This window comes from Paraburkholderia sp. MM5482-R2 (assembly GCF_050436125.1).
In the GTDB taxonomy this organism is placed as follows: Bacteria; Pseudomonadota; Gammaproteobacteria; order Burkholderiales; family Burkholderiaceae; genus Paraburkholderia; species Paraburkholderia tuberum.
The window spans coordinates 2,056,120-2,079,517 of the sequence record NZ_JBNDLP010000003.1; the positions used below are offsets into that span (position 1 = coordinate 2,056,120).

19 protein-coding genes and 3 pseudogenes are annotated in these 23,398 nt (G+C 62.5%); 14 read left to right on the plus strand and 8 right to left on the minus strand.

Translation table 11 applies throughout. The features are described from left to right. Window positions 1-205 precede the first annotated feature (205 nt). Window positions 206-1,006 carry a 2-dehydro-3-deoxyglucarate aldolase gene (garL, locus tag OKW37_RS31495; protein WP_429403249.1) on the plus strand — a complete coding sequence of 267 codons (801 nt, stop codon included), beginning with the start codon at window positions 206-208 and terminating at the stop codon, window positions 1,004-1,006. Beyond that, window positions 1,003-1,932 carry a 2-hydroxy-3-oxopropionate reductase gene (locus tag OKW37_RS31500; RefSeq protein ID WP_262414788.1) on the plus strand — a complete coding sequence of 310 codons (930 nt, stop codon included), beginning with the start codon at window positions 1,003-1,005 and terminating at the stop codon, window positions 1,930-1,932. The genes garL and OKW37_RS31500 overlap by 4 nt, the downstream gene beginning before the upstream one ends. Before the next feature lie 28 nt (window positions 1,933-1,960). On the opposite strand, the pseudogene OKW37_RS31505 reads toward OKW37_RS31500, so the two are convergent. Continuing rightward, window positions 1,961-2,130 (minus strand): annotated as a pseudogene (locus OKW37_RS31505) (IS5/IS1182 family transposase); the annotation flags it as partial. Window positions 2,131-2,420: 290 nt separating this feature from the next. On the opposite strand from OKW37_RS31505, the gene OKW37_RS31510 reads away from it, so the two are divergent. Both OKW37_RS31510 and OKW37_RS31515 read left to right on the plus strand, forming a co-directional pair. Continuing rightward, window positions 2,421-3,254, plus strand: coding sequence for an RNase A-like domain-containing protein (locus tag OKW37_RS31510; RefSeq protein WP_184067047.1), 834 nt, complete (start codon window positions 2,421-2,423; stop codon window positions 3,252-3,254). Continuing rightward, window positions 3,254-3,544 carry a contact-dependent growth inhibition system immunity protein gene (locus OKW37_RS31515; RefSeq protein ID WP_429403250.1) on the plus strand — a complete coding sequence of 97 codons (291 nt, stop codon included), beginning with the start codon at window positions 3,254-3,256 and terminating at the stop codon, window positions 3,542-3,544. The genes OKW37_RS31510 and OKW37_RS31515 overlap by 1 nt, the downstream gene beginning before the upstream one ends. A 138-nt stretch (window positions 3,545-3,682) precedes the next feature. Here OKW37_RS31515 and OKW37_RS31520 read toward each other — a convergent pair whose 3' ends face one another. The 3 genes from OKW37_RS31520 to OKW37_RS31530 form a co-directional block, all read right to left on the minus strand. Then, entirely contained in the window at window positions 3,683-4,981 is a 1,299-nt protein-coding gene (locus OKW37_RS31520) for an MFS transporter (protein WP_429403251.1), read from the minus strand. Window positions 4,982-5,026: 45 nt separating this feature from the next. Next, the gene (locus tag OKW37_RS31525) at window positions 5,027-5,821 is read right to left on the minus strand and encodes an NAD-dependent epimerase/dehydratase family protein (RefSeq protein WP_184067005.1); all 795 of its coding nucleotides are present in this window, start codon (window positions 5,819-5,821) and stop codon (window positions 5,027-5,029) included. 359 nt (window positions 5,822-6,180) lie between these two features. Next, window positions 6,181-7,002, minus strand: a complete 822-nt coding sequence (locus tag OKW37_RS31530) for an alpha/beta fold hydrolase (protein ID WP_429403252.1) — start codon at window positions 7,000-7,002, stop codon at window positions 6,181-6,183. A 624-nt stretch (window positions 7,003-7,626) separates the two neighbouring features. Here OKW37_RS31530 and OKW37_RS31535 point away from each other — a divergent pair. The 4 genes from OKW37_RS31535 (at window position 7,627) to OKW37_RS31550 (ending at window position 11,276) form a co-directional block, all read left to right on the plus strand. Beyond that, complete coding sequence (locus OKW37_RS31535; protein WP_429403253.1) at window positions 7,627-9,051, plus strand: cytochrome ubiquinol oxidase subunit I; 1,425 nt, start codon at window positions 7,627-7,629, stop codon at window positions 9,049-9,051. A gap of 24 nt (window positions 9,052-9,075) precedes the next feature. Then, entirely contained in the window at window positions 9,076-10,080 is a 1,005-nt protein-coding gene (gene cydB, locus OKW37_RS31540) for a cytochrome d ubiquinol oxidase subunit II (RefSeq protein ID WP_184066997.1), read from the plus strand. Continuing rightward, window positions 10,055-10,252 carry a hypothetical protein gene (locus OKW37_RS31545; protein ID WP_090806107.1) on the plus strand — a complete coding sequence of 66 codons (198 nt, stop codon included), beginning with the start codon at window positions 10,055-10,057 and terminating at the stop codon, window positions 10,250-10,252. Before cydB ends, OKW37_RS31545 begins: the two co-directional genes overlap by 26 nt. A gap of 256 nt (window positions 10,253-10,508) precedes the next feature. Further along, on the plus strand, window positions 10,509-11,276 hold the full coding sequence (locus tag OKW37_RS31550) for a response regulator (protein ID WP_429365324.1): 768 nt from the start codon (window positions 10,509-10,511) through the stop codon (window positions 11,274-11,276). Between the two features lie 46 nt (window positions 11,277-11,322). Here OKW37_RS31550 and OKW37_RS31555 read toward each other — a convergent pair whose 3' ends face one another. Continuing rightward, complete coding sequence (locus OKW37_RS31555) at window positions 11,323-13,215, minus strand: hybrid sensor histidine kinase/response regulator (protein WP_429403254.1); 1,893 nt, start codon at window positions 13,213-13,215, stop codon at window positions 11,323-11,325. Window positions 13,216-13,647: 432 nt separating this feature from the next. Here OKW37_RS31555 and OKW37_RS31560 point away from each other — a divergent pair. The 3 genes and pseudogenes from OKW37_RS31560 to OKW37_RS31570 form a co-directional block, all read left to right on the plus strand. Beyond that, window positions 13,648-13,869: pseudogene (locus OKW37_RS31560) on the plus strand (Arm DNA-binding domain-containing protein); the annotation flags it as partial. After that, window positions 13,841-14,146: pseudogene (locus tag OKW37_RS31565) on the plus strand (hypothetical protein); the annotation flags it as partial. The pseudogenes OKW37_RS31560 and OKW37_RS31565, both read left to right, overlap by 29 nt. 314 nt (window positions 14,147-14,460) lie before the next feature. Next, on the plus strand, window positions 14,461-14,787 hold the full coding sequence (locus OKW37_RS31570; RefSeq protein WP_429510072.1) for a hypothetical protein: 327 nt from the start codon (window positions 14,461-14,463) through the stop codon (window positions 14,785-14,787). A 7-nt stretch (window positions 14,788-14,794) separates the two neighbouring features. On the opposite strand, the gene OKW37_RS31575 is transcribed toward OKW37_RS31570, so the two are convergent. Then, window positions 14,795-15,412, minus strand: a complete 618-nt coding sequence (locus OKW37_RS31575; RefSeq protein WP_184066974.1) for a flagellar biosynthesis sigma factor — start codon at window positions 15,410-15,412, stop codon at window positions 14,795-14,797. A 2-nt stretch (window positions 15,413-15,414) separates the two neighbouring features. Beyond that, window positions 15,415-16,428, minus strand: a complete 1,014-nt coding sequence (locus OKW37_RS31580) for a DUF2515 family protein (protein WP_429403256.1) — start codon at window positions 16,426-16,428, stop codon at window positions 15,415-15,417. 564 nt (window positions 16,429-16,992) lie between these two features. On the opposite strand from OKW37_RS31580, the gene OKW37_RS31585 reads away from it, so the two are divergent. The 3 genes from OKW37_RS31585 (at window position 16,993) to OKW37_RS31595 (ending at window position 21,939) form a co-directional block, all read left to right on the plus strand. Further along, on the plus strand, window positions 16,993-17,784 hold the full coding sequence (locus tag OKW37_RS31585; protein WP_429403257.1) for a hypothetical protein: 792 nt from the start codon (window positions 16,993-16,995) through the stop codon (window positions 17,782-17,784). Between the two features lie 252 nt (window positions 17,785-18,036). Then, window positions 18,037-21,453 carry an alpha/beta fold hydrolase gene (locus tag OKW37_RS31590; protein WP_429403258.1) on the plus strand — a complete coding sequence of 1,139 codons (3,417 nt, stop codon included), beginning with the start codon at window positions 18,037-18,039 and terminating at the stop codon, window positions 21,451-21,453. Between the two features lie 312 nt (window positions 21,454-21,765). Continuing rightward, window positions 21,766-21,939, plus strand: coding sequence for a hypothetical protein (locus OKW37_RS31595; RefSeq protein ID WP_260321456.1), 174 nt, complete (start codon window positions 21,766-21,768; stop codon window positions 21,937-21,939). An 18-nt stretch (window positions 21,940-21,957) separates the two neighbouring features. Here the strand turns inward: OKW37_RS31595 and OKW37_RS31600 are convergent, their stop codons facing one another. Further along, complete coding sequence (locus OKW37_RS31600; RefSeq protein ID WP_429403259.1) at window positions 21,958-23,388, minus strand: FAD-binding oxidoreductase; 1,431 nt, start codon at window positions 23,386-23,388, stop codon at window positions 21,958-21,960. Window positions 23,389-23,398: the final 10 nt, after the last annotated feature.

The window sequence follows — 23,398 nt, forward strand, 5'->3', positions numbered from 1 at the left end:
AGATATAGGTCATCCTACAACATCGCGGGGGCCCTATGCAACCCGAAACGCTTGTCTGACAGGCGCATACGGGTATACTCGGCCATTACAACCGGGCCGTGCGGTGCTAATCTACAACTGGTCGTACGACGACTTATAACTCGCATTTCGCGGTTTAGCATTGTCGCAGCTTTTCCCGATCCATCGCAGTTCGAGGAGACACCGCATGCCCGCCGTCACGCCTTACGAATCCTTGCCCAACCGCTTCCGGCGCGCGGTGCGCGAGGGAAAAACCCAGATCGGCTGCTGGGCGTCGCTCGCCAGCCCGATCGCCACTGAACTGCTGGGCACGGTCGGCTTCGACTGGATGCTGCTGGACGCCGAACACGCGCCCAACGACGTGCTCACGCTGATCCCGCAGTTGATGGCGCTCAAGGACAGCGGCAGCGCACCGGTCGTCCGACCACCGGCCAACGACAGCGTCGTGATCAAACGTTTTCTCGACAGCGGCTTCTCGAACTTCCTCGTGCCCTTCGTCGACAGCGCCGACGACGCCGCCCGCGCGGTCGCGTCGACACGCTATCCGCCGCAGGGCATTCGTGGCGTGTCGGTCGGCCATCGCGGCAATCGCTACGGCACCGTGTCCGACTACTTCGCGATCGCCGACGACAATGTCTGCGTGATCGCGCAGATCGAAAGCCGCAAGGCGGTCGAGAATATCGACAGCATCCTCGCGGTGGACGGCATCGACGCGGTCTTCATCGGTCCGTCCGACCTCGCGGCGTCGTATGGCCACCTCGGCAATGCGAGCCATCCGGACGTGCAGCAGGCGATCGCGCATGTGGTCGCCCGCGCGCAGGCGGCCGGCAAGTCGAGCGGCATTCTCGCGCCGGTGCAGGCCGACGCGGAACGATATCTGTCGATGGGCGCGCGCGTCGTCGCGGTCTGCGCGGATCTCGGGTTGCTCAAGGGCGCCGCGCAGGCGGCACAGAAACACTTCATGCAGAAACCGGCGGGTGAGGCTTGAACGCGGCCGCCACGACATCTTCGGAGCATTCCATGCAAACAGCAGGCTTTATCGGACTCGGCATCATGGGCAAGCCCATGGCCGCCAACCTTCTGAAAAACGGCGTGTCGCTCGCCGCCTTTACGCGTAGCGGCGTGCCCGCCGAGCTCACGCAGGCCGGCGCCCTCGCATGCGACAACCCCGCCGCGGTCGCCGCCAACGCGGACGTGATCTTCATCATGGTGCCTGACACGCCGGACGTCGAACGCGTGCTGTTCGGCGAGAACGGCCTCGCGAGCGCGCTGCGCGCCGGCCAGACGGTCGTCGACATGAGCTCGATCTCGCCGATGGCGACCCGCGATTTCGCGGCGCGCGTGCGCGAATCCGGTGCCGATTATCTCGACGCGCCAGTGTCCGGTGGCGAAGTCGGCGCGAAGGCCGGCTCGCTGACCATCATGGTCGGGGGCGAACAGGCCACGTTCGACAGCGTGAAGCCCCTGTTCGACATGATGGGCAAGAACGTCACGCTGATCGGCGCGGTCGGCGCGGGCCAAGTGTGCAAGGTCGCCAACCAGGTGATCGTCGCGGCGACCATCGAGGCGGTCGGCGAAGCGCTGCTGCTCGCGTCGAAGGCGGGTGTCGATGCGGCGCGCGTGCGTGAGGCGCTGATGGGCGGCTTCGCATCGTCGCGCATTCTCGAAGTGCACGGCGAGCGCATGACCAGGCGCACGTTCGATCCGGGCTTCCGCATCGAACTGCACCAGAAGGACCTGAACCTCGCGCTGTCGACCGCGCAGGCGCTCGGCGTGTCGCTGCCGAACACCGCCACCTGCCAGGCGCTGTTCAACGCGTGCGTCGCGCACGGCGGCAAGGCGTGGGACCACTCGGCGATGGTGCGCGCGCTCGAAGTGCTCGCGAATCACGAGATCGGTCAGAAGAGCGCGTAAGCGCGCTGTTGCACGGCGCCACTTCACAGTTGCGATCGGGTTTTCCGTCTGTCCGCATGTGACCGATGGCCGGCTCGATCGCAATTCGTCGTCTGATCGGGAGCGATGCTCTTCTCACGGTCGACCATAACGGCTTCCGCCGCGGCATCGCTCTGAATTGCCGCCTGATCCAGCGCTTCTAACCAGCGTATGACCATCAACGCGTGAGCATAGCTCGCGACCTTTCGTCTCCTCATTAACGGCCGATGCTTTCGCAATTTTATTGCGAGCTACGCGCCCCTCTTGCGGCTGTCAAAGCGTACGGCGTGGGTAGTGGCCGGGCTGCCATGGCATTCGCCCCATGCCCTTGCGCCATCCAATCCAACTAACGTCCGATCGAGCGAACCATCGGGACGCACGGGCTGGCACAAGAATCATCCTTCGCCCATTCCCTCGCTCTGTACCCGGCTGTTAGCTTGATGGCCCCAACAATGACAGAGGAGTCCGGAGTGTCATATAACCAGGATTCGGATGGCGTGCGCGTCGTACTCAGTGCGCCACAACTGGCGGCGGTGCTGACCCGCCAATCGATCAGCCACAGCGAAATGCTTTCCAACCGGCTATGGGGCGGATTGCAACTTGTCGGCGGTCTGCTGGAAATGGTCGGGGCCGGCGCGCTGTGTGTGATGCCAGAACCGACCATGGCAAGCAAGGCCGGATGCGTTGTGTTCGGCGTTCACGGCTCGGACACAGCGGCCGCTGGCTTGCGTCAGATCTGGACGGCGCGAGATACGGCGACGCTAACCCAGCAGGGCACGACGAAACTCGCCGAAGCGATGAATGCCAGTCCCGATATGGCGAACAATATCGGTCTGTGGCTCGATATGGTCGTGCCGTTTGGCTTTGCTGGTTCGATCAAGGCTGTACGGACTTCGCAGATCGTGATGGGCCGGATCAGACTGATGGAGCACGAAGCGAAGGACGGTAGCCGGATCGGCGGGCATACAATCGAAAAGCATGTCGGGCGGACTGAGGCGCAACTGCGCGAGAGGCTGCGCCTGGAACCAAAAAGAGACGTAGTATCGTCGTTTCGGGATTTACCGACGGCGGAATGGGCGATCTCCAAGGTTATGGAATCCAACACACTGAAAATCAGGAGTTGGGCTCAATCAAATCCGAGACATGCGTTAACTCTATTCCATAACGTTGGAAAAACTGTAGGTTATGGAATTAACCGAGAAACCGGGCAAGTAAAGGGTATGAGTATGGTTCAGGTTGTGTTGAAATATGAGAAATACAATGGAATGCCATATTACATTTTGACGTCTTATCTACTGAAATGATGAACGAAGAATCATATCCCCAGTTCTATGTCCTGTTCGGGGGATATCTCAACCAAGACAGCGATCTCTGGGGTGACACTCTGGAGCAGGTTGTATCGTGCTTCAAGGGAGACAGTTCTACAGAAGAAATTGCAGAGACGCTGCGCGAAATAGATAAATATAAAAAAGAAGCAGGCGAAAAACTTGACCAAAAGTTTTACGAAGATTATGGATTTAATTTCCATCCGAAATTGTGGGGATACACTACCGCATCCTTCTTTGACGAATTAAAACGTCTGCTGGGCGACTAATCTGCTTGCCGGCTGCAACGCTCACGGCGCAACAGCGCCATCCTGCAAACGGCCGCAAAACCGACAAAGAAGCGGCGCCCACTCATGGGCGCCGCTTCTTTCACAACATCGGCCCACTAAAGCCGACCGCACTTCGCCTTACTTCGCCGTCACCGCACCGGCCGACGCCCACTTCGGCTCCGGCATCTTTTCCGAACTCCTGGCCATCAGGCAGACCACGACCGCGGCAATCAGATCGAACACCGCCAGCACGACGAACAGCGGGCTATAGCCGATCTGCGTGACGAGCACACCGAACAGCGCGGTGAACGCCGCGGCGCCCAGATATCCAGCCATGCCGCCCATGCCCGTCGCGGTCGCGACCTCGTGCCTGCCGAACATGTCCGACGTGATCGCGTACAGTGCGCCCGACAACGTCTGGTGCGCGAAGCCGCCGACGCACAGCAGCGCCACCGCCATGTACGGGCTCTCGACGAGACCGACGCACGCCGGCCCGATCATGAACAGCGCACCGACCACGAACACCATCTTGCGCGACGTGAACAGCGACACCTTCGCGTACTTGTGGAACAGCGGGCTCAGATAACCGCCGAGCACGCAGCCGATGTCGGCGGCGAGGAACGGCATCCACGCGAACATCGCGATTTCCTTCAGGTTCATGTGACGCTCGGTCATCATGTACAACGGAATCCACGCGTTGAACGTTTGCCAGGCCGGCTCGGACAGAATTCGCGGAATACCGATCGCCCAGAAATCGCGGCTCGCCAGCATCGCGCGCCAGTTGCGCTTCGGCGCGTTGATGTCATCGTGATGCTTCGCTTCCTGGCCGCTCAGAATGTAGTCGCGCTCCGCGTTGCCCAGCAGCTTCTGGTTGCGCGGATGCTTGTAGATGATCATCCACAGCACGCTCCATACGATACCCGCCGCGCCGACGATCACGAACGCGAGTTGCCAGCGGCCGTGAAACAGTGCCCACACGACGAGCGGCGGCGCAAGCACCGCGCCAATCGACGAGCCAATGTTGAACCAGCCGATCGCAACCGACCGCTCTTTCGCCGGGAACCACTCGCTGGTTGCCTTCACGCCAGCCGGAATCCCGGCCGATTCGGCGAGACCCAGGATCCCGCGGAACACTGCGAGGCTGCGCCAGCCCGTCGCCCATGCCGCCGCCGCGCACGCCACCGACCACGCCAGCGCGAACACCGCGAAGCCGACCTTGGTGCCGATCGTGTCGAGCACGAAACCGGCGACCGGCTGCATGAACGCATAGCAGAGCTGCCACGCCACGACCACGTGCGAATACTGCTCGGTCGTGATGTTCAGCTCCTTCATCATCGTCGGAGCCGCAACCGACAACGTGTTACGCGCCAGGTAATTGATGATCAGGCCGGCCGCGACCAGCGCGACCATCCACCAGCGAATACCCTTGATCTTCATTGCTGCTACTCCTCGTGTTGCATTGCCCGTCAAGCCGAACGGGACTCAAGCCTTGCGCGAATAGTCGATGCCGACGAAGCTACCGCCCTGGTAGCGCTGGCACAGCTCATCGAGCGGATTCGGGCGCGACAGGATGTCTTGCGCGTAGTCCTCGGCGTTCTGCTTCGGCTCGTAGCCAAGGCGCGCGGCGCCGCTGTTGTCCCACCAGCTGCGCGTATTGGCCGACACGCCCCAGATGGTCAGGAAGCCGACGTCTTCCGCTTCGATGCAGCGCTCGAGGAAATGCATCAGGTCCTTGTGGCCGAACCAGGTGCTCAGATGGCGCTGCTCGGTCGGACGCTCGAGGCAGCTGCCGATCCGCACGCACACGCTTTCGATGCCGTGCTTGTCCCAGTACATGCGCGCGAGCGCTTCGCCCCACACCTTCGACAGGCCGTAGAAGCCGTCCGGGCGCAGTTCGCAGTCGAGGCTCAGATGCTCGGTGACCGGATACATGCCGATCGCGTGGTTCGAGCTCGCGAACACGATGCGCTTCACGCCGTTGCGGCGCGCGCCTTCGTAGACTTCGACGAGGCCGCGCAGGTTGTTCTCGATGATCTCGGGCAGCGGACGCTCGACGCTCGTGCCGGCGAAATGGATCAGCACGTCCACGCCGTTCAGCAGACGGTCGACCACCGCCGGATCGCGCAGGTCGCCGTTCATCACGTCTTCGCCGTCGACGAGCGGCGTCAGTACTTTGGAGCCCGCGGCCGAGCGCAACGGCACGCCACGCGCGACGAATTCAGCACGTACCACGGAGCCGAGCTGGCCGCCGGCGCCACTCAGGGCAATCTTCTTCATAGGGGTTCCTTTTACTGCGCCGCGCGCGAGGTCTTCAGAGAACAGACAGAGGATCTGAGCGGCCGGCGAAATCGCGCTGCGCGCGTCGCATAACACACTCAAGTTGTACGATAACGTACTATCGACGATGGACAAACGGATTTCAACTCCGCATTTACCCTTAAATTACTGCGCGGCAGTTTCGTACCTCTTTTAAAAACAAAGGCATAGGAACGTCGCTTTCGTGCGACATCGTATAACCTGAAGTGGATTTTTGTTCCAGGAGTGGATTTACCCGACGCCAGCGGGCGCGTGGCGTCCGACGCGAGCGGCGTCCGTATGCCGCCCGCGCCCTCAACGGATCACTTCGTTACGTTCGCTCAGGCGCCGATGAATTCGAGCAGATCGGCATTGACCTTGTCGGCCTCCACCGTGCACATGCCGTGCTGGCCGCCCGGATAAACCTTCAGCGTTGCGTTCTTGACGATCTCCGCGGTGCGTCGGCCGGCTGCGTCGATCGGCACGATCTGGTCGTCGTCGCCGTGCAGCACCAGGGTCGGCACGTCGATTTTCTTCAGATCTTCGGTGTAGTCGACTTCGGAGAACTGCTCGATGCAGTCATATAGCCCCTTGATCGAACCGGCCATGCCCTGGCGCCAGAATGAATCGATCACGCCCTGCGACACCTTCGCGCCCTCCCGGTTGTAGCCGTAGAACGGCACGGCCAGATCCTTGAAGAACTGCGAGCGATCGTCCGCGACGCCCTTGCGGATGCCGTCGAACACGTCGATCGGCAGGCCGAGCGGATTATCGGCGGTCTTCAGCATCAGCGGCGGCACCGCGCCGATCAGCACAGCCTTCGCGACGCGCCCCGTGCCATGCCGGCCGATGTAATGCGCAACTTCGCCACCGCCTGTCGAATGGCCGACCAGCGTCGCGTCCTGCAGATCGAGATGTTCGATCAGCGCGGCGAGATCGTCGGCGTAGGTGTCCATCTCGTTGCCGTCCCACGGCTGCTCCGAGCGGCCGTGACCGCGCCGGTCGTGCGCGATCACGCGCAAGCCCTTGCTGCCGAGAAACAGCATCTGCGCATCCCACGCATCGGCGGTCAGCGGCCAGCCGTGCGAAAACACGACCGGGCGTCCATGGCCCCAGTCCTTGTAGAAAATCGAGGTACCGTCTTTCGTTCTGATCGTGCTCATCTGCTGACTCCTTGTCGATGAAGTCTGCCGTCGCCGGCAGGTGGATGAAGCGCAAGCTGCTCACGAAGTATGCGCGCGACGCATGACAGAACGCCGTGCGAATGCGGCAATGAGTCATGACCTATTGAGAAATTCCGCCGCGAAATAACATCAACACCAAACGAATGGCGAACGGATAATGCGCAACGAATACTGAAGAGAAAAAGCTGAAACGGCCACGCGGCAGCGTGCATCGTAGAAGTAAAAAAATCGCCTGACCAGCACGCCCACCGACGAAGTCGGTTTGGATGGATCGATTGTCGGCTGGCGACAGACACCGCCCGCGACCTTGCCGCGCAAGGCTGCGCGAAACGCATTGCTGCAGCGCGGTCGATTGACGCAGCTCACGCGCCGAGGCACACACGGCCACGTATCAGCCGCCAAAAGAAACTTGATATTCAACAACGGCTTGCCTCATCGATAAGCGTATTTCGCATAAAACAAGGCGGTTTTTTGACGCACATCGCATCGCAACACTTTTTGTTTCGATCCCCTACTCTTGCGCCATCTGCCCAGCGCAGTGCGCACCGACATCGGTCGACGCGCGTAAGTCCGCTCACGCGGGCCATCACGCACAACAGGATCATGAACTCCGCACTATCGGCATTCGATCTCGCGCGCATTCAATTCGCGTTCACCGTTTCTTTTCACATCGTTTTCCCCGCGCTCAGCATCGGTCTCGCCAGTTTCATCGCCGTTCTCGAATGGCGTTGGCTGAAAACCGGCAAGGCCTACTACAAAGATCTTTGTCTGTTCTGGTCGAAGATCTTCGCGGTGGCCTTCGGCATGGGCGTCGTCTCCGGTGTCGTGATGAGCTATCAGTTCGGCACCAACTGGTCGGGCTTCTCGAGTTTCGCCGGACCGATCACCGGTCCGCTGCTGATGTACGAGGTGATGACCGCATTCTTTCTCGAAGCGGGCTTCCTCGGCATCATGCTGTTCGGCTGGCAGCGCGTGAGTCCGCGCGCGCACTTCGGCGCAACGCTGATGGTCGCGATCGGCACGCTGATCTCGACCTTCTGGATTCTCGCGTCCAATAGCTGGATGCAGACGCCGCAGGGCTTCGAAGTCGTCGACGGTCATGTCGTGCCGCTCGACTGGTTCAAGATCATCTTCAATCCGTCGTTCCCCTACCGGCTCGCGCATATGGCGCTCGCGGCGTTCATCGTCGCGGGGCTGGTGGTCGCGGCGGTCGGCGCGTGGCATCTGCTGCGCGGCCGGCGCGATCCCGCCGTCAAGAAGATGTTCTCGATGGCGCTGTGGCTGCTGTTGATCCTCACGCCGATCCAGGCATTCGTCGGCGATCAGCACGGCCTCAATACGCGCAAGTATCAGCCGGCGAAGATCGCGGCGATCGAAGGCTTGTGGGATACCGAAAAAGGCGGTACCGCGCTGAACCTTTTCGGCATCCCCGACATGAAGGCGGAGACCACGCGCTACGCGGTGTCGGTGCCGCACCTCGGCAGCCTGATCCTCACGCATAGCTGGGACGGCGAAATCCGCGGTCTGAAGGAATTTCCGCCGCAGGACCGGCCGGATTCGACCGTCGTGTTCTGGAGCTTCCGCATCATGGCCGGCCTCGGCGTCCTGATGATCGCGATGTCGATCGCGGCCTGGGTGCTGCGCCGGCGCGGGCGCCTGTTCGAAGCGAAGTGGTTCCAGCGGCTGTGCGTCGCGATGGGGCCGAGCGGCTTCATCACGCTGCTGGCCGGCTGGGTCACCACCGAAGCGGGCCGTCAACCGTGGGTCGTGTACGGCGTGATGCGCACGTCGCAGGCGGTGTCGCCGCTGACCACGCAGCAGGTCGGTCTGTCGTTGATGACGTTCGTGGCCGTCTACTTCCTCGTGTTCGGCACCGGCATCTACTACATGCTGAAGCTGATGCGCTCCGGTCCCGCGCTGCCTGGCGGCAAGTCGCACGACATGCCCCACGGCCTGCCGCAGCCGACGCCCGCGCAGACCGCGCGCCGCCCGCTGTCCGCCGCCGATCAGATGATCGACGCCGTCTAACCTACGCTTCGAGAGAAAGAAAAAATGGACGTAACCGTCGTATGGGCCGCGATCATCGCGCTGGGCCTTTTCATGTACGTCGTGCTGGACGGCTTCGACCTCGGCATCGGCATCGTCTTTCCGTTCTTCCCCGACGAAAAGGAACGCGACCTGATGATGAACACGGTCGCGCCAGTGTGGGACGGCAACGAAACCTGGCTCGTGCTCGGCGGCGCCGCGCTGTTCGCGGTGTTTCCGGTCGTCTACTCGACCGTGCTGTCGGCGCTCTATCTGCCGCTCGTGTTCATGCTCGTGTGCCTGATCTTTCGCGGCGTGTCGTTCGAGATCCGCGCGAAGTCGCGGCGCACGAAGCATCTGTGGGATCTCGCGTTCATCGGCGGCTCGGCGGGCGCGGCGTTCTTCCAGGGCATCGTGCTCGGCGCGTTCCTGCAAGGCATTCCGGTCGCCGATGGCGCCTATGCCGGCGACGCGTTCGGCTGGCTCACGCCGTTCAGCCTGTTGACGGGCCTCGGACTCGTCGCGACCTACGCGCTGCTCGGCTGCTGCTGGCTCGTCGCGAAGACCGAGGGCGATCTGCAGCGAAGGCTGCATCGCGTGGTCTGGCCGCTGACGCTGGTGCTGCTCGGCTTCGTCGCGCTCGTGAGCCTGTGGACGCCGCTGATGGACGCGGGCATCGCGCAACGCTGGTTCCATGACGGGATCTTCTACCGTCTGCTGCCGGTGCCGTTCCTCGTCGCGATCTGCGCGTTCTTCATGCATCGCGCGGTGCGCGCGCGCCATCACAACACGCCGTTCGTGCTCGCGCTGGCGATCGTGCTGCTCGGCTATCTCGGGCTGCTCGTGAGTCTGTGGCCGTATGCGATTCCGTCGAGCATCACGCTATGGGAAGCCGCCGCGCCACGCTCGAGCCAGACGTTCACGCTGGCCGGCGCGGCGGTGATCCTGCCGATCATCGTCGCCTATACGACGATGGGTTACTGGGTCTTTCGAGGCAAGGTGCGTCATGGCGACCAACATCACTATCACTGAAACGCGGGGTGCCAGTGCGTCGGCTCCCACCGCCACTGCCGCAACGCCCAGCCGCAAACTGCCGGGCTGGCTCTGGTTCATCGCGCTATGGTGCTTCGGCGTGACCGCAGCGATGTCGCTCGGCTTCGCCTTCAGGCTTCTGATGAATGCGACGCTGTTCGCGGTCAGATAGCGGCGCGCGAACCCATGTCGATCCGGCGAGCATAACCTTCCGGATCGTGCGCGTCAGCGCTTCAAAAACGGGGCGCGCGGCTCGTCTACGTAGCAAGCCGGAACCTATGCGCGGGAGACCTGCCTTAACATCACGAAGCGCATCGAACGATGCCGGCAGCCGGCCACGCGCGTCGCAGCGCAACTGCGCAGCCTGCAACTGCGGCATGTGCAACGGCGGCAGCCCTCAACGGACAGGCTCGACTCGCGGAGACATCATGAAGTTTCTTGTAGCCGACGACCATGAACTGATCCGGCAAGGCGTCAAAGGCATGCTGCGCGGCTTCGATCCCGACGCCCAGTTCGACGAAGCCGACAGTTGGGAAACCCTTGCGACCGCCGCGCGCCCCGACGCGAATCACGATCTGGCGATCGTCGATCTGCATATGCCGGGCATGAGCGGCGCGACGTCGCTCGAAACGCTGCTGAAGGCGAATCCGGCGCTGCCGGTAGTGGTGCTGTCCGCCGAGGAGTCGCCCGACGAGATGCGCGCGGTGCTCGCGGCCGGGGCGCTCGGCTTCGTCCCCAAGCGCCAGCCCGCCAGCGTGATGCTGAAGGCGATCGAACTGGTGCTGTCCGGCGGTGCCTATGTGCCGATGGAGGCGCTGAGTCTGCTCGGCTCGCGCGAGACGCAGGCGAGGGCCGATGCGGATGGATCGGCACGTGTGCCGGCCCCGGGCGCCGCCGCGCAAGCCGTCCGCGGGCCGGGCCCCGGCACCGTCCCGCAGCTCGAACCGGTCACGCAGGTGCCGTCGCTGCAGCCGCATCAGCAGCATCTGCTGGAGAACCTGTCACCACGTCAGCAGGACATCATGCGGCTCGTGCATCGCGGCTGGACCAACAAGATGATCGCGCGCGATCTCGGCGTCGCCGAAGGCACGGTGAAGGTGCATCTGTCGGTGATCTTTCGGGCGCTCGGTGTGCATAACCGGTCGACGGCGATCGCCGTAATCAATGGATGGCTGGAGGCCGGGAAGACGTTGTAGCGCTTTGTGCTGCGCCGCAAGCCCAACCCGTCTTGGTTTCCAGCCTCTAAGGCTGCGTTTCGCTTTGCGCGCCTGAGCCCGCTTCGGCTTGCGGCGTGCCGGCCGCGGCGGGCGACGGCGGTGGGTCGTCCGGCGCTCCGCCCCCCAACACCACTGCACCCGCCGGCCGCCCCTGATCGAGCTCCGCCTGCTGCCACAGCATTTCCAGCGTGCGCCGCAAGCGCGCCGGCGTCACCGGCTTGTGCAGCACCGGAATCCCCTGCAACGCGAGCGCCGTCAGCTCCGCCGACGCCATATCGCCGGTGATCAGCAGCGTCACCACATTGCCGTGCCCCTCCCGCGCAAGCACGCCCCGTATCGCGCTCAGCGCCTGCGCGCCGGTGCGGTGATTGGCGAGCTGGTAGTCGCACAGCACCGCGTCGGGCACGAAGCCGTCCGCGAGCGCGGCGAGCGCGCCGGCTTCGTCGCGCGCGCCGCGCACGTCGCAGCCCCAGCGCTCGAGCAGACTCGCGAGGCCTTCGAGTATCGACGGCTCGTCGTCGATGCACAGCACGCGCCACCCCTGCGCGGCCGGGCCGCCCGCGACCGAATCGTTCAGACTCGCGACGATGCCGCTCGCGTCACCCGCCTGCACCGCAAAGCGGAACACCGAGCCGCGCCCCGGCGCCGAGCGCAGCTGCAACTCGCCGCCGAGCAGGCCGACGAGCCGCCTGACGGTCGGCAGCCCGAGCCCATGCCCCTGACGCGCGTCGCGCTGCGGATTCTCGACCTGGTAAAACTCCTCGAAAATGCGCTCGTGCTCTTGCGGCGCCATGCCGACGCCCGAATCGCGCACCTCGATATAGCCGCCCTTCTGTCGCCCCGCGCGCCGGAAGCCGAGCCAGATCGCGCCTTGCTCCGTATAACGCACCGCGTTCGACAGCAGATTGCTCAACACGCGTTCGAGCAGCACCGGATCGTCGTAGACGACCATCGTCGTAGGCGCGATGCGCAGCGCGAGCCCCTTCGCCGCGGCCTGCGGACGATACTGGCTACCGACCCGTTCGAACAGTTCGGAGAGCCGGAAGTGCAACCGGATCACCTGGGTCACGCCGCTTTCGAGTCGCGCGAGATCGAGCACCTGGTTGAACAGCTGATTGAGCGCCTCGACGTTATAGACGATGTGCCCGGCCGTCTTCGCGTGCTGCGCGGGCGTCGCCGCCGGATCGTTCAGAGATGCCGCAAGCAGGCCGATTGCATGCAGCGGCTGACGCAGATCGTGGCTTGCCGCCGCGAAAAAGCGCGTCTTCGCGAGACTCGCTTCTTCGGCGACGCGCTTTTGCGCGGCCAGCGATTCCGCGAGGTATTGCTGATCGACACGCGCCTGCACGACCTGGCGAAACAGCTTGCGATAGCTCATCGCGTAGACGTTGATCGCGCAGAAGAAGAACGCGAGCACGATCGCGAGAATCGTGCGATCGAACGTATGCGAGCCGAAATGCAGCACGATCGACGGCAGCAGCAGAAACGGAATCGAGGTCGAAAAATTGAGGAGATCGAACCCATTCGACATGAACACGCCGGCCGCGAGCGTCACCAGCAGTACGGTATGCAATAACGGCAGATCGGTTTGCGGACTCTGGAACGCGAACCACACCGCGAAGCCCGGCCCGCTATAGAGGAGCACGCCGCGCAGCGCGTGCAGATAGATCCAGTCGCGCGGCGAGACGAGCTGCGGATAACGGCGATTGCAAATCCACAGCGCCAGGCCCGCGCAATTGGCGAGCGCATAAAAAACGAAGCACGCGATAAACAGCGGCGGGGCCGGCACATGCGGCCAGTAGATCGCCACCAGCACCGCGATCGAAAACCAGTGCGAAAAGAACGCGATCGGATCCTGCGCGTAGAGCACGCGCACGAGGTCTTCGTCGATGGCACGCTGGATCGGGTCGGCCCGCATGGGGCGGTCTCCTCTGTCGATCGGCGTGAGCGCTTTAGCGCTTACGCCGATCCCACGCAGCTTTATCGCGCGGGCATGGCAACTTCGTTGAGACGAAACACTGACGAAGCGGCGGCGCTCCGGCACTTCGTGGCAACCGCGGGTCGAATCGGGCGACCGAATGCGCCGCCCGCGCGGTCTATTCTACGGCGGAATGCCCGCTCTTCAGACGAATCGTCAGCAATCCACCGGAAGGTTTACCCGGCAGTTTACCATCGCGAGTTTTTATGACGCGTCGCACCAATTTTAAAGACACTAAGCTGTTGATTAAAAACAAATAACATGTTTACCGTTTTACTCCTGCCTTCTATACACTGCCCCGACATAACGGTTCGCTGTGGGGGAATGCTGTGGGGGAATTGACCGAAAAATCTACTGGCCGTACTCACGCCGATAGACCAAGGACGCGTCCTCCGGGATGGCAATGGAGTCGCAGGAAAGGTTCACGTGTCCGCAACCGGCGCGATTAGTGTGCACTTCCGCTATCGCTATCGGTTCGACGGGCAACAGAAGGAAGTGGCGCTGGGTGCCTGGCCCCGTGACACATTGAACGCCATTCGCGAAAAACATCAAGCCATCAAGCTTCGTGTCTCACTTGGCGCTGATCCCAACGGCCAAAAACAAGCAGTACGCCAGCAGATCACGCTCGAGCGGGCATTGGAAAAACGGCTGCTTGCAGAGCATACGGCCCGCGTCGAACAGGAACAGATTACGCGGTCCACCTTCCGCCAGCTCTGCGACGCATGGCTGGAACACGGGGTCAAACCGGAAATGCAAGAAGCGGCTCAAGCTCACGTTCGAGAAAAACATCCTGCCGTCACTCGGGGAGAAACGTGTACACGACGTAAGTGATTCGATCCTCCTTGAAGTGCTGCAAGCGATCATCTCATCGGGTCGTAAGCCGACCGCACTCGCTCACTTTGGCGAGCTGCACCACATGTTCAAATGGGGCAAGCGCGGCAAGCCGTGGCGTGACCTCATCGATGTGCTGCCTACCGAACTGATCGATCTGGACCGCCTGTTCGGCAAGGGGTACGTCTCCTTGCGGACACGGACCCTCTCCGAAGACGAAGTGCGTGACCTCAATTTGAAGGTCGCGGCAACCCGTGAGACTCCCGACCGGGAAACGTGGGGTCGCGTGCGGCACACTCCGCTGGGCGAGGACACTGAGGCTGCAATATGGATCTATCGACGCGCAAGCGGAACATGGATCGCAAACCATCTCCACTGTGGGATTCGCTCGTACTCTCCGGGGGTGGCTGGACACCTCACGATCTGCGACGCACCGGCGCAACTTTCATGCAATCGCTCGGCATCTCCCCTGTCGTGATCGAGCGGTGTCTAAACCACGTCGCGCCACAGCGGGATCGACAGGAGGTCAATCCGAAACTGGTGCGCGTCTACCAGCAGTACGGCTACGCCAACGAAATGTGCGATGCCTGGCAACGCCTGGGGCACTACCTCGGCACACTACTGTCAACGCCTGTTGATAGCTTCGACGTCGAAACGCTGCTACTCGATCACACCCTGTGATTTCTGGTTACCGATTGGCTTCCAGCCAAGGCGAAGCGACATCCAAGGTAATCAGGTAACGCTCTAAGTCCGGATGAGAATCTGTCCGGAAACAACGGACGTTCAGGCCAAGCTGATATTTGTCGCCCGCCTGCCAATAGCCAGTAGGGGCCGCGCATCCGCGTATCTTAGCTCGCACAGTCGGCGTGTCCTCAAGGGGCGGGGAGTCTTCAACCAGAATCTGCCGCCAGCCGCCTCGACGAAGCTGCTCCTGCAAGTCCAAGACAATCGCCATCGTCTCGTCGAGCGGCAAGATCGTGACCTGTGGTGACATCCGAACGGAATCGACCTTACCGTGCTCGTCGTAGCTCACAGCCATGAACTTTGCAACAGGGGTCGAGAACCCGTACTGAGGATCGGTAAAACGCAGCCTAGCCGGACGGTTGATTACGCCGCCCCAATTCGCGCCCGGCTCGGCGGCCGGCAGGGTCGAGCGCGATTGCTGGCGCACCTGTTCGTAAGGCTCCCCGATCGTCAGTAGAACTTCATCAGCAGGTCTAGTCACCGCGTAGATACCCCCTACGATAGTGCAGCCAATCACCAAGCACCCCAGATACACGAGCCGTCTGATTTTTTTACGCGACATAGCTATCTCGGATGCGCAACTAGAAAGATGGAATTCTCGACCATGTGCTTCTCTGTCGGGTTGCGCAATAGGTCGTCAAACCGCTGGGCTGCGCGCATTACGAACGCCATCCGCTGACCAGGATCGGCAAGGTTGGCGAGCGGCTGCTTACTGAAAATTTCAATTTGGGCGTTCGCTCCCGTTACAGTGCACTGGTTCGCAAGCGTCAACTGAATCTCGCGTGCCGAGCTAGTCGGAATGTTTAACGCCCATGCGAACTGATTAGCCCGCATCAGCATCGCAAACATCGGATCGTTGTACATAGCCGGCTGCAAGATATTGACCTGTTCATGCCATGCCAGCCGTTCAACACCTTTCGTGATGTTACCGGCATCAATTGCCTCAAAGCCCTGAACGGTTTCAAGTTGCGGCTCGCCGAAAGGCACTTTATCCGCAATCGGCCATACGACCGAGCCACGCAGCGCCGCGCGCTCCTTGAGACACCGCTTGAACCGCTGGAGCCCAAATCGTTTATAGAACATGTGCAGCGGCCAGATGTCGAGGAACAAGGCCGTATTGCCCTTGGCGAGCATCTGATACACCTTGGTCGCGCCTTCGCCGGTTGCCTGATCCGGCACAGGCATGCGGGGCGATCCATATGGCGACAGCCTTTCCAGAGGCGAGCTTTGCCGTTCCCATTGTTGATAGGCGTTGCGCTGCTGATTGGACTTGTGAATCAACTCGGCAGCGTTCAACAACCCGCAACCTACCTGCTTCGACGCGAACGCAGCAAGCCCGGCCCACTGGAAGCGATGATCATCAAGCCACAACTGTGCATAGGCGGCGTTGATACGGCGGTTGCGTGCAATCGGATCGTCTACGGCGACGATGGCTTCGGCCTGCTTCTGATAGAAGCGCCAGCAGTCGATACAGTCCTGCTTGTCATCTTCCGCTCGCTTTTTTGCGGCGGCCTCTTCCTCCTTCCAGTTGGGGTAACAGATCGGACATCTCGGGTTTTCACATCCCTGTCTAGCCATGCTCGCCAGCCTTTCCTTTTGTTATTTGAGTCGTACAACGAACATTCATGCGAATACCCTACAACAAGTTACTTGTCTACAAGACCGGTTCGACTTAACAAAAAATCACAATTAAGTTGTCAGTGACGGCAGTCAGGGCAGTCATCCCAATCCTCGCCGTGAGAACAGGTTTCCGGTTGCATGGCAAGCAATCCCCGGATTCTATACACGATCCGGTTTGGCTCGTATTCGTTCATCGTGCTCGCGTAACACACAACCGCGTCGAGATGCGGCTCGATGGCGCGCAGCAGTTCCAGCGCTATTTACTGAGAAATTCAGGCTCTTCGCTTGACTAGCTATCGCCGTAAGCGCCTGATGTCCAAGGGTTTTCTGCGCGCGCTTAAAAATCAGGCTGGTTTACCCGGCGGTTTACCCATCGGCTAACACTTAATCCATATAGGCGAAGGCCTTGCCGCGAACCATACTGCATTCACGTTTCAGCGCGGCATTTCAGCCACCTTCCCTCGACTCGCGGCCCACGCGCCGCGGCTCGCCGCGCTCCCTGCCAACCGACGGAGGTTTTCCATGGGCGCAGTCCCGAGCTACGAGTTCGCCCGCCAACTCGACGACGCGATCCTCCCCGATCTGTGGCGCAGGCGCACCCGGCTCTCAGCGGACGAAATGGTGTCGATGGTCGACCTGGTCAAGCGCGCGTTGCGGACCTACCACCCGCTCGAATTGCAGGCGCTCGGCGAGGACAAGGAAGAACTGGTCGCTCAGTTCATCTACGCGAAGGTGTTGCGCCTCGCGCCCGGCCACACCGAAACTAACGCGCGCGCCGACAGCGCACCGTCCAACAGCTACGCGGTATGCGCGTATTTCCGCCGCTATCTGATCGACTGCCTGCGCAGCGCGTGCCATCAGCGCAATGTGTCGATGGAGACCGAGGGCGTCGCGCAGGAAATCGATCTGCACGCGCACGCGCTCGAAGACCCGGTGGAAAGCGTGCTGCTGCAATACGGCCTCGACGAACAGCGCGTGCGGCGCGCGGCGCGCGAGTTCATCGAAGGGCTCGACGAACCCGAGCGGATCGTGCTGGCCGGCAGCCTCGGCTGGTGCTCCGAAGGCAAAGGCGGGCTTTCGGCGGTCGCGGCTCGGCATCGGGTGCCCTCTTATCACTATCGCGCCGTCAAACTCGGCGTCACCATGAAAAAGACGGCCGGCGCCGAGGAATTTTCCAACACCAAGCTCGGCCGCTGGCTCACCGACGCGCTCGGCATCGAGATCGACGTCGACAATCGCGCGGCGATTCTGGTTGCGCTGAATCTGCTCGCGGCGGAATCGAGCGATAGCGAATTCAATGAAGTGGCCGCGTAATAGTTCGGATAACCAACAGGCCACATAAGAAGCGCGATAAGTGCGCATGCCCGTACGGCCGGGTACACCCGGCAACGGCCGGCCGGGCGTGCCGCCCTGAACCTCGCACGCTACGACTTCGGCGCGCCCTCCACGGCGCGCTTTTTTTGCGCCGATATTCCGCCTACGATAAAAAAGCTCCCGCAGCACGCCGTCTTTGTTCCGAAGTCGAGCTTCCGTTCCCCGCATCCGATTACAGACGAGGTGGTCCTGATGAACCGCTTATCGAGCGCGCCGACGGCGCTGCAACGGCATTACGAGGTGGTCGTGATCGGCTCGGGCTACGGCGGCGCGATCGCCGCGAGCCGCATGGCGCGCGCGGGCCGTCGCGTGTGCGTGCTCGAGCGCGGCCGCGAATTCATGGCCGGCGAGTATCCGCGCACGCCCGTGCAGGGCGCCGAGCAGATCCAGTACAACACGGCCGAGGCGCAGATCGGTTCGCCGCTCGCGCTGCTCGAAGTGCACTTAAATGAAGACGTCAACGCGGTGGTGGGCTGTGGGCTCGGCGGGACGTCGCTGATCAATGCGAACGTAGCGCTGGAAGCCGATCCGCGCCTGTGGGACGACCCGCGCTGGCCGGCCGCGCTGCGCGCCGACCAAGCCGGACGCGACGACGGCTATGCGCTCGCCTGGAAAATGCTGTCACCGTCGCCCGTGCCCGACGACTTCCCGCCGCTGCCGAAGCTGCAGGCGCTCGAAAAATCGGCGCAGGCGCTCGGCATGGCCGACCGCTTCAGCCGTCCGCCGATCACGGTCACGTTCAAGGACGGCCCGAACGCGGCGGGCGTCGAGCAGCAGCGCTGCGTCGGTTGCGGCGATTGCAACTCCGGTTGCAACTACGACGCGAAGAATTCGACCCACATGAACTATCTGCCCGACGCGCTCGCCCACGGCGCGCAGATTTTCACCGGCACGGCCGTGCATTCGGTGCTGCGCGATCCCGACACGCAGCAATGGAAGGTCAACTTCCAGCTCGTGAAGCTCGGCCGCGAAAGCTACGACGCGCCCGATCTGTTCGTGCTGGCCGATATCATCATCGTCGCGGCGGGCACGATCGGCTCGACCGCGCTGCTGCTGCGCTCGCGCGACGCGGGCTTGAGCACGTCGGAGATGCTCGGCCAGCATTTCACCGGCAACGGCGACGTGCTCGCCTTCGCGTACAACACCGGGGACACGATCAACGGCGTCGGCTGGGGCGAACACAAGCCGGGGCAGATTCCGCCGGTCGGGCCGACCATCACCGGCCTGATCGACAATCGCGCCGACGAGAAAAACGTCAAGGACGGCTATGTGATCGAGGAAGGCTCGCTGGCCGGTGCGGTCGGCGAGGCGCTCGTCGGCATGCTCGGCGCGCTCGCGCCGCTCGAAGGCGTGGATGCGGCTGGGGCCCCGTCGCTGCTCGAGCGCATGAGTTATGACGCGCGTGCGCTCGAAAGCCTGATCCGCGGCCCGTACCACGGTGCGCTGAATCACACGCAAAGCTACCTCGTGATGGCGCACGACGACGAAAGCGGCCGCATCACGGTCGGCGACAAAGGCCGTGCGCGCATTGAATGGAAAAACGCGGGACGCCAGCCGATCTTCCAGAGCATCGAGAACGTGCTGATCGAGGCGACCAAACCGCTCGGCGGCAAATATCTGCGCAACCCGATTTCGACGAAGATCGCCGGCCGGCACACCGTCACCGTGCATCCGCTCGGCGGCTGCGGCATGGGCGAGGACGCCGCGCATGGGGTGGTCGATCATCTGGGCCGCGTGTTCAGCGGCACGGTCGGCATCGCGGTGCACGACGGCCTCTACGTGATGGACGGCGCGGTGATGCCGATGTCGCTCGGCGTCAATCCGCTCCTGACCATCTCCGCGCTCGCAGAGCGCAATTGCGCGCTGCTGGCCAAAGCGCACGACTGGTCGATCGACTACATGTCGAAGGGCACCGCCGCCGCGCCGCCCGCACAGAAGATCGGCCTGCGCTTCACCGAGACGATGGTCGGCACCTACACGCCCAGCGTGGCGGGCGAAGCCGCGAAGAGCCCGATCGAATTCACGCTGACGGTCGAGTCCGACGATCTCGCCGACATGCTGAGCAACCCGAATCACCTCGCGCGCACCGCCGGCACACTGACCTGCCCCGCCCTGTCCGCCCAACCGCTGACGATCAGCGACGGCACCTTCAACCTGTTCGTCGTCGACGAATCCGATCTCGACGAACGCAACATGAACTACCGGATGACGCTCGACGCGGTCGAAGGCAACACCTGGTATCTGACCGGCAAGAAGATCATCACGCGCACGTCGCCGATCAACCTGTGGGAGCAGACCAACACGCTGTATGCGGAGATTCGCGCCGCGGCGCAGGACGATGCGCCCGTCGTCGGCACCGCGACGCTGATCATCACGCCCGAAAACTTCCTGAAGCAGCAGCGCACGCTCGAAGTCACACACGCGCCCGACCTGAAGACGCGCCTCGAATGGACGCTGAAGTTCGGCAAGTTCTTCGCGGGCGTGCTGTTCATCGAATACGGCGGCGTGGCCGCGCCGCTGCAGTTCTACGATCCGTACATACCGCCGCGCGCGAAACGCACGCTGCGCGCGCCGGCGCCGCAGGTCACGTATTTCGACACACCCGACCGCACGCGGCTCAAGCTCACGCGCTACTGCGATCCGGCCGCGGGCAAAGCCGCGAAGCCGATCCTGCTGATCCACGGCTCGGGCGTATCGAGCCGCATCTTCTCGACCGATCTGATACCGACCAACCTCGTCGAATATCTGTACGCGTCGGGCTACGACGTGTGGCTCGTCGATCTGCGCGTCAGCATCGAACTGCCGAGCGTGCTCGTGCCGACCAACGTCGACAAAGTCGCGCGCGAGGACATTCCCGCCGCCGTCGCGAAGATTCGCGAAGTGACCGGCGCGCCGAACATTCAGGTACTCGGCCACTGCCTGGGCGGCCTCGCGCTCAGCATGTCGCTTCTCCATGGACTCGACGGCGTGCGCTCGGCGGTGATTTCGCAGGTGTCCGCGCATCCGGTGCCGGGCACGTTGCAACGGATCAAGGCCGGCTTGCATATTCCCGACCTGATGCAGCATCTGCGCATACGCGACCTCACCGCCTATACGCAGGAAGATTCGTGGCCCGCGAACCTGTTCGACGAAGCGCTGCGTCTCTATCCGCTCGATCACGGCGAGGGCTGCGGCAATCCGATCTGTCATCGCGCGACGTTCCTGTATGGCCTGCTCTACGAGCACGACAAGCTGAACGAGGCGCTGCATGCGAACCTGCAGGAACTGTTCGGCATTCACGACATGGCCGTGTTCCAGCATCTGGCCACGATGGTGCGCGCGGGCCAGGTCGTCGATGTGCGCGGCGACGACGTGTATCTGACCGGCGCGGACGGCATGAAAGGACTCGAGGGCATGCGTTTGCCGATCGGCTTCATTCACGGCGAGAAGAACGAAACCTATCTGCCGGTCAGCACCGCGCGCACTTACGACCTGCTGCGCGAGCGCTTCCCCGAGCAACCGTACGAGCGGCATCTGATCCCGGGGTATGGGCATATCGACTGCATCTTCGGCAAGAACGCGGCGGTCGATGTTTATCCGTTGATCGTCGGCTATCTGAATGCGCATTGACACGGCTGCATTGCCGATGCGCCACGCATTCGGACAATAAAGCCAGGCATAAAACAAGAGATTTTGATAGAAGCCGGCGTGTCGCAATATTGCGTGGATTCGTTCGACCATTATCTCAAAATCACGAGGCGCGATTAATACGTTAGTATCGACCCTCTCGTAAAGCCGAGGCGCAAAGTTCAGGGCTACACGCTTACGGATGGATCGAGGTAACGACAATTGGCGACACTTGCCCGTAGACTTTGCAAGCTGTTTCTTTTTTTGGCTTTGTTTTTGTTATCGGTGCGGTATGTCCACACGTACCCATCACCCATGACGCTGGAGCAGCAGCAAATATTGATCGAAATCTCCGATAAGCTCGAAGTGGCCGATTATGAACTGCTTTACATCGGCGCAATGACGGCCATAGATCTGATTGTGGCGATCGTTCTTTATGTGCTGATCGTGAAAATATGGCGGACTTGCACGCGAGGCAGAAGTCGTTGATTTGCTTCTCATCGAAACTCAGAACAGCTTGCCCGGATTCAAAATGCCGTTCGGATCGAGCGCACGCTTGATCGCGACCATCGCCGCAAGCTCGGCCGGTGAGCGCGAAATCGGCAGGAACTCGCGCTTCAGCGCACCGATGCCATGTTCCGCCGACACCGACCCGCGCAACGGCCTCAGCATCTCGTAGACGAACGCATAGACCGCGTGATGTTCGACGCCCGGAATCGAATGACCATCCACGGTCAAATGCAGATTCGAATCGCCGATATGCCCGAAGAAATACGCTTCGTTGCCGGGCCAGCGCTGATCGAGCGCCGCGCGGCAACGGTCGACGAACGTGCCGATCTCGCCGATCGGCAGACTCACGTCGAAGTTGATCGGATCGAGCTTGAGCGGAAACTCCGCGGTGCACTCGCGGATCGCCCATAGCGCGCGCGCATTGGCGACCGATTGCGCGATCACCGCGTCGCGCAGCGCGCCCGCTTGCAGCGCATCGGTCAGCGCCTGGGCGAAACGTTCGCCAGCGTCGTCGGCATCGAAGCCCGCGTGTTCGATCAGCGCATAGAGCGGATGCGCGGCGTCGAACGGCGAGCGCGCGCCGGTCAGCTTCACGCCGAAATCGTAGAAGTCCGGCCACATGATCTCGAACGCGCCGATGTCGTTGCCGAAGCGCGTCGCGAGACGGCGCAACAGGCTCACCGCGGCATCGTAATCGTCGAGCGCGACGAGCGCCGTATGGCGCGCCGCACGTCGCGGATGCAGCCGCAGCACCGCGCGCGTGATCACGCCGAGCGTACCCTCCGAACCGATGAACCAGTGCTTCAGGTCATAGCCGGTGTTGTTCTTGACCATCTTGCCGAGCGAACTGAGCACGTCGCCATTGGCGAGTACCACTTCGAGCCCGAGCACCTGGTCGCGCGCGGTGCCGGACTGGATCACGCGATTGCCGCCCGCGTTGGTCGCGAGATTGCCGCCGATCTGGCATGAGCCGCGCGCGCCGAGGTCGAGCGCGAGTTCGAAGCCCGCTGCTTCGGCGGCTTCCTGCGCGGCCTGTAACGTGGTGCCGGCACGTACGGTCAGCGTGGCCGACGCGGTGTCGAGTTCTTCGACGCCGGCCAGACGTTCCAGCGACAACGCAATATCGTTGGCGCGCGCGATCGCGCCGCCCGCGAGTCCGGTCATACCGCCTTGCGGTACCACCGGCTGATGCGCGGCGTGGCAGATCGCGAGCGCACGCGATACTTCGTCGGTCGTGCGCGGCATCAGCAGCGCCGCCGGACGCGTCGGCTCGTGGCGCGTCCAGTCCGTCAGCGCGCGTTCGCCGATCTGTTCGCCGACGCGCACCGCGTCGACGCCGAGCACGGCGCGCAAGGCCTCGAGCGTCGTCGCGAGCGGTGCGGTTGCGGTCTGGGTCGTCTTGTCGTCGGTGATGCTCGGTTCTGTCATGCAGGTGGTC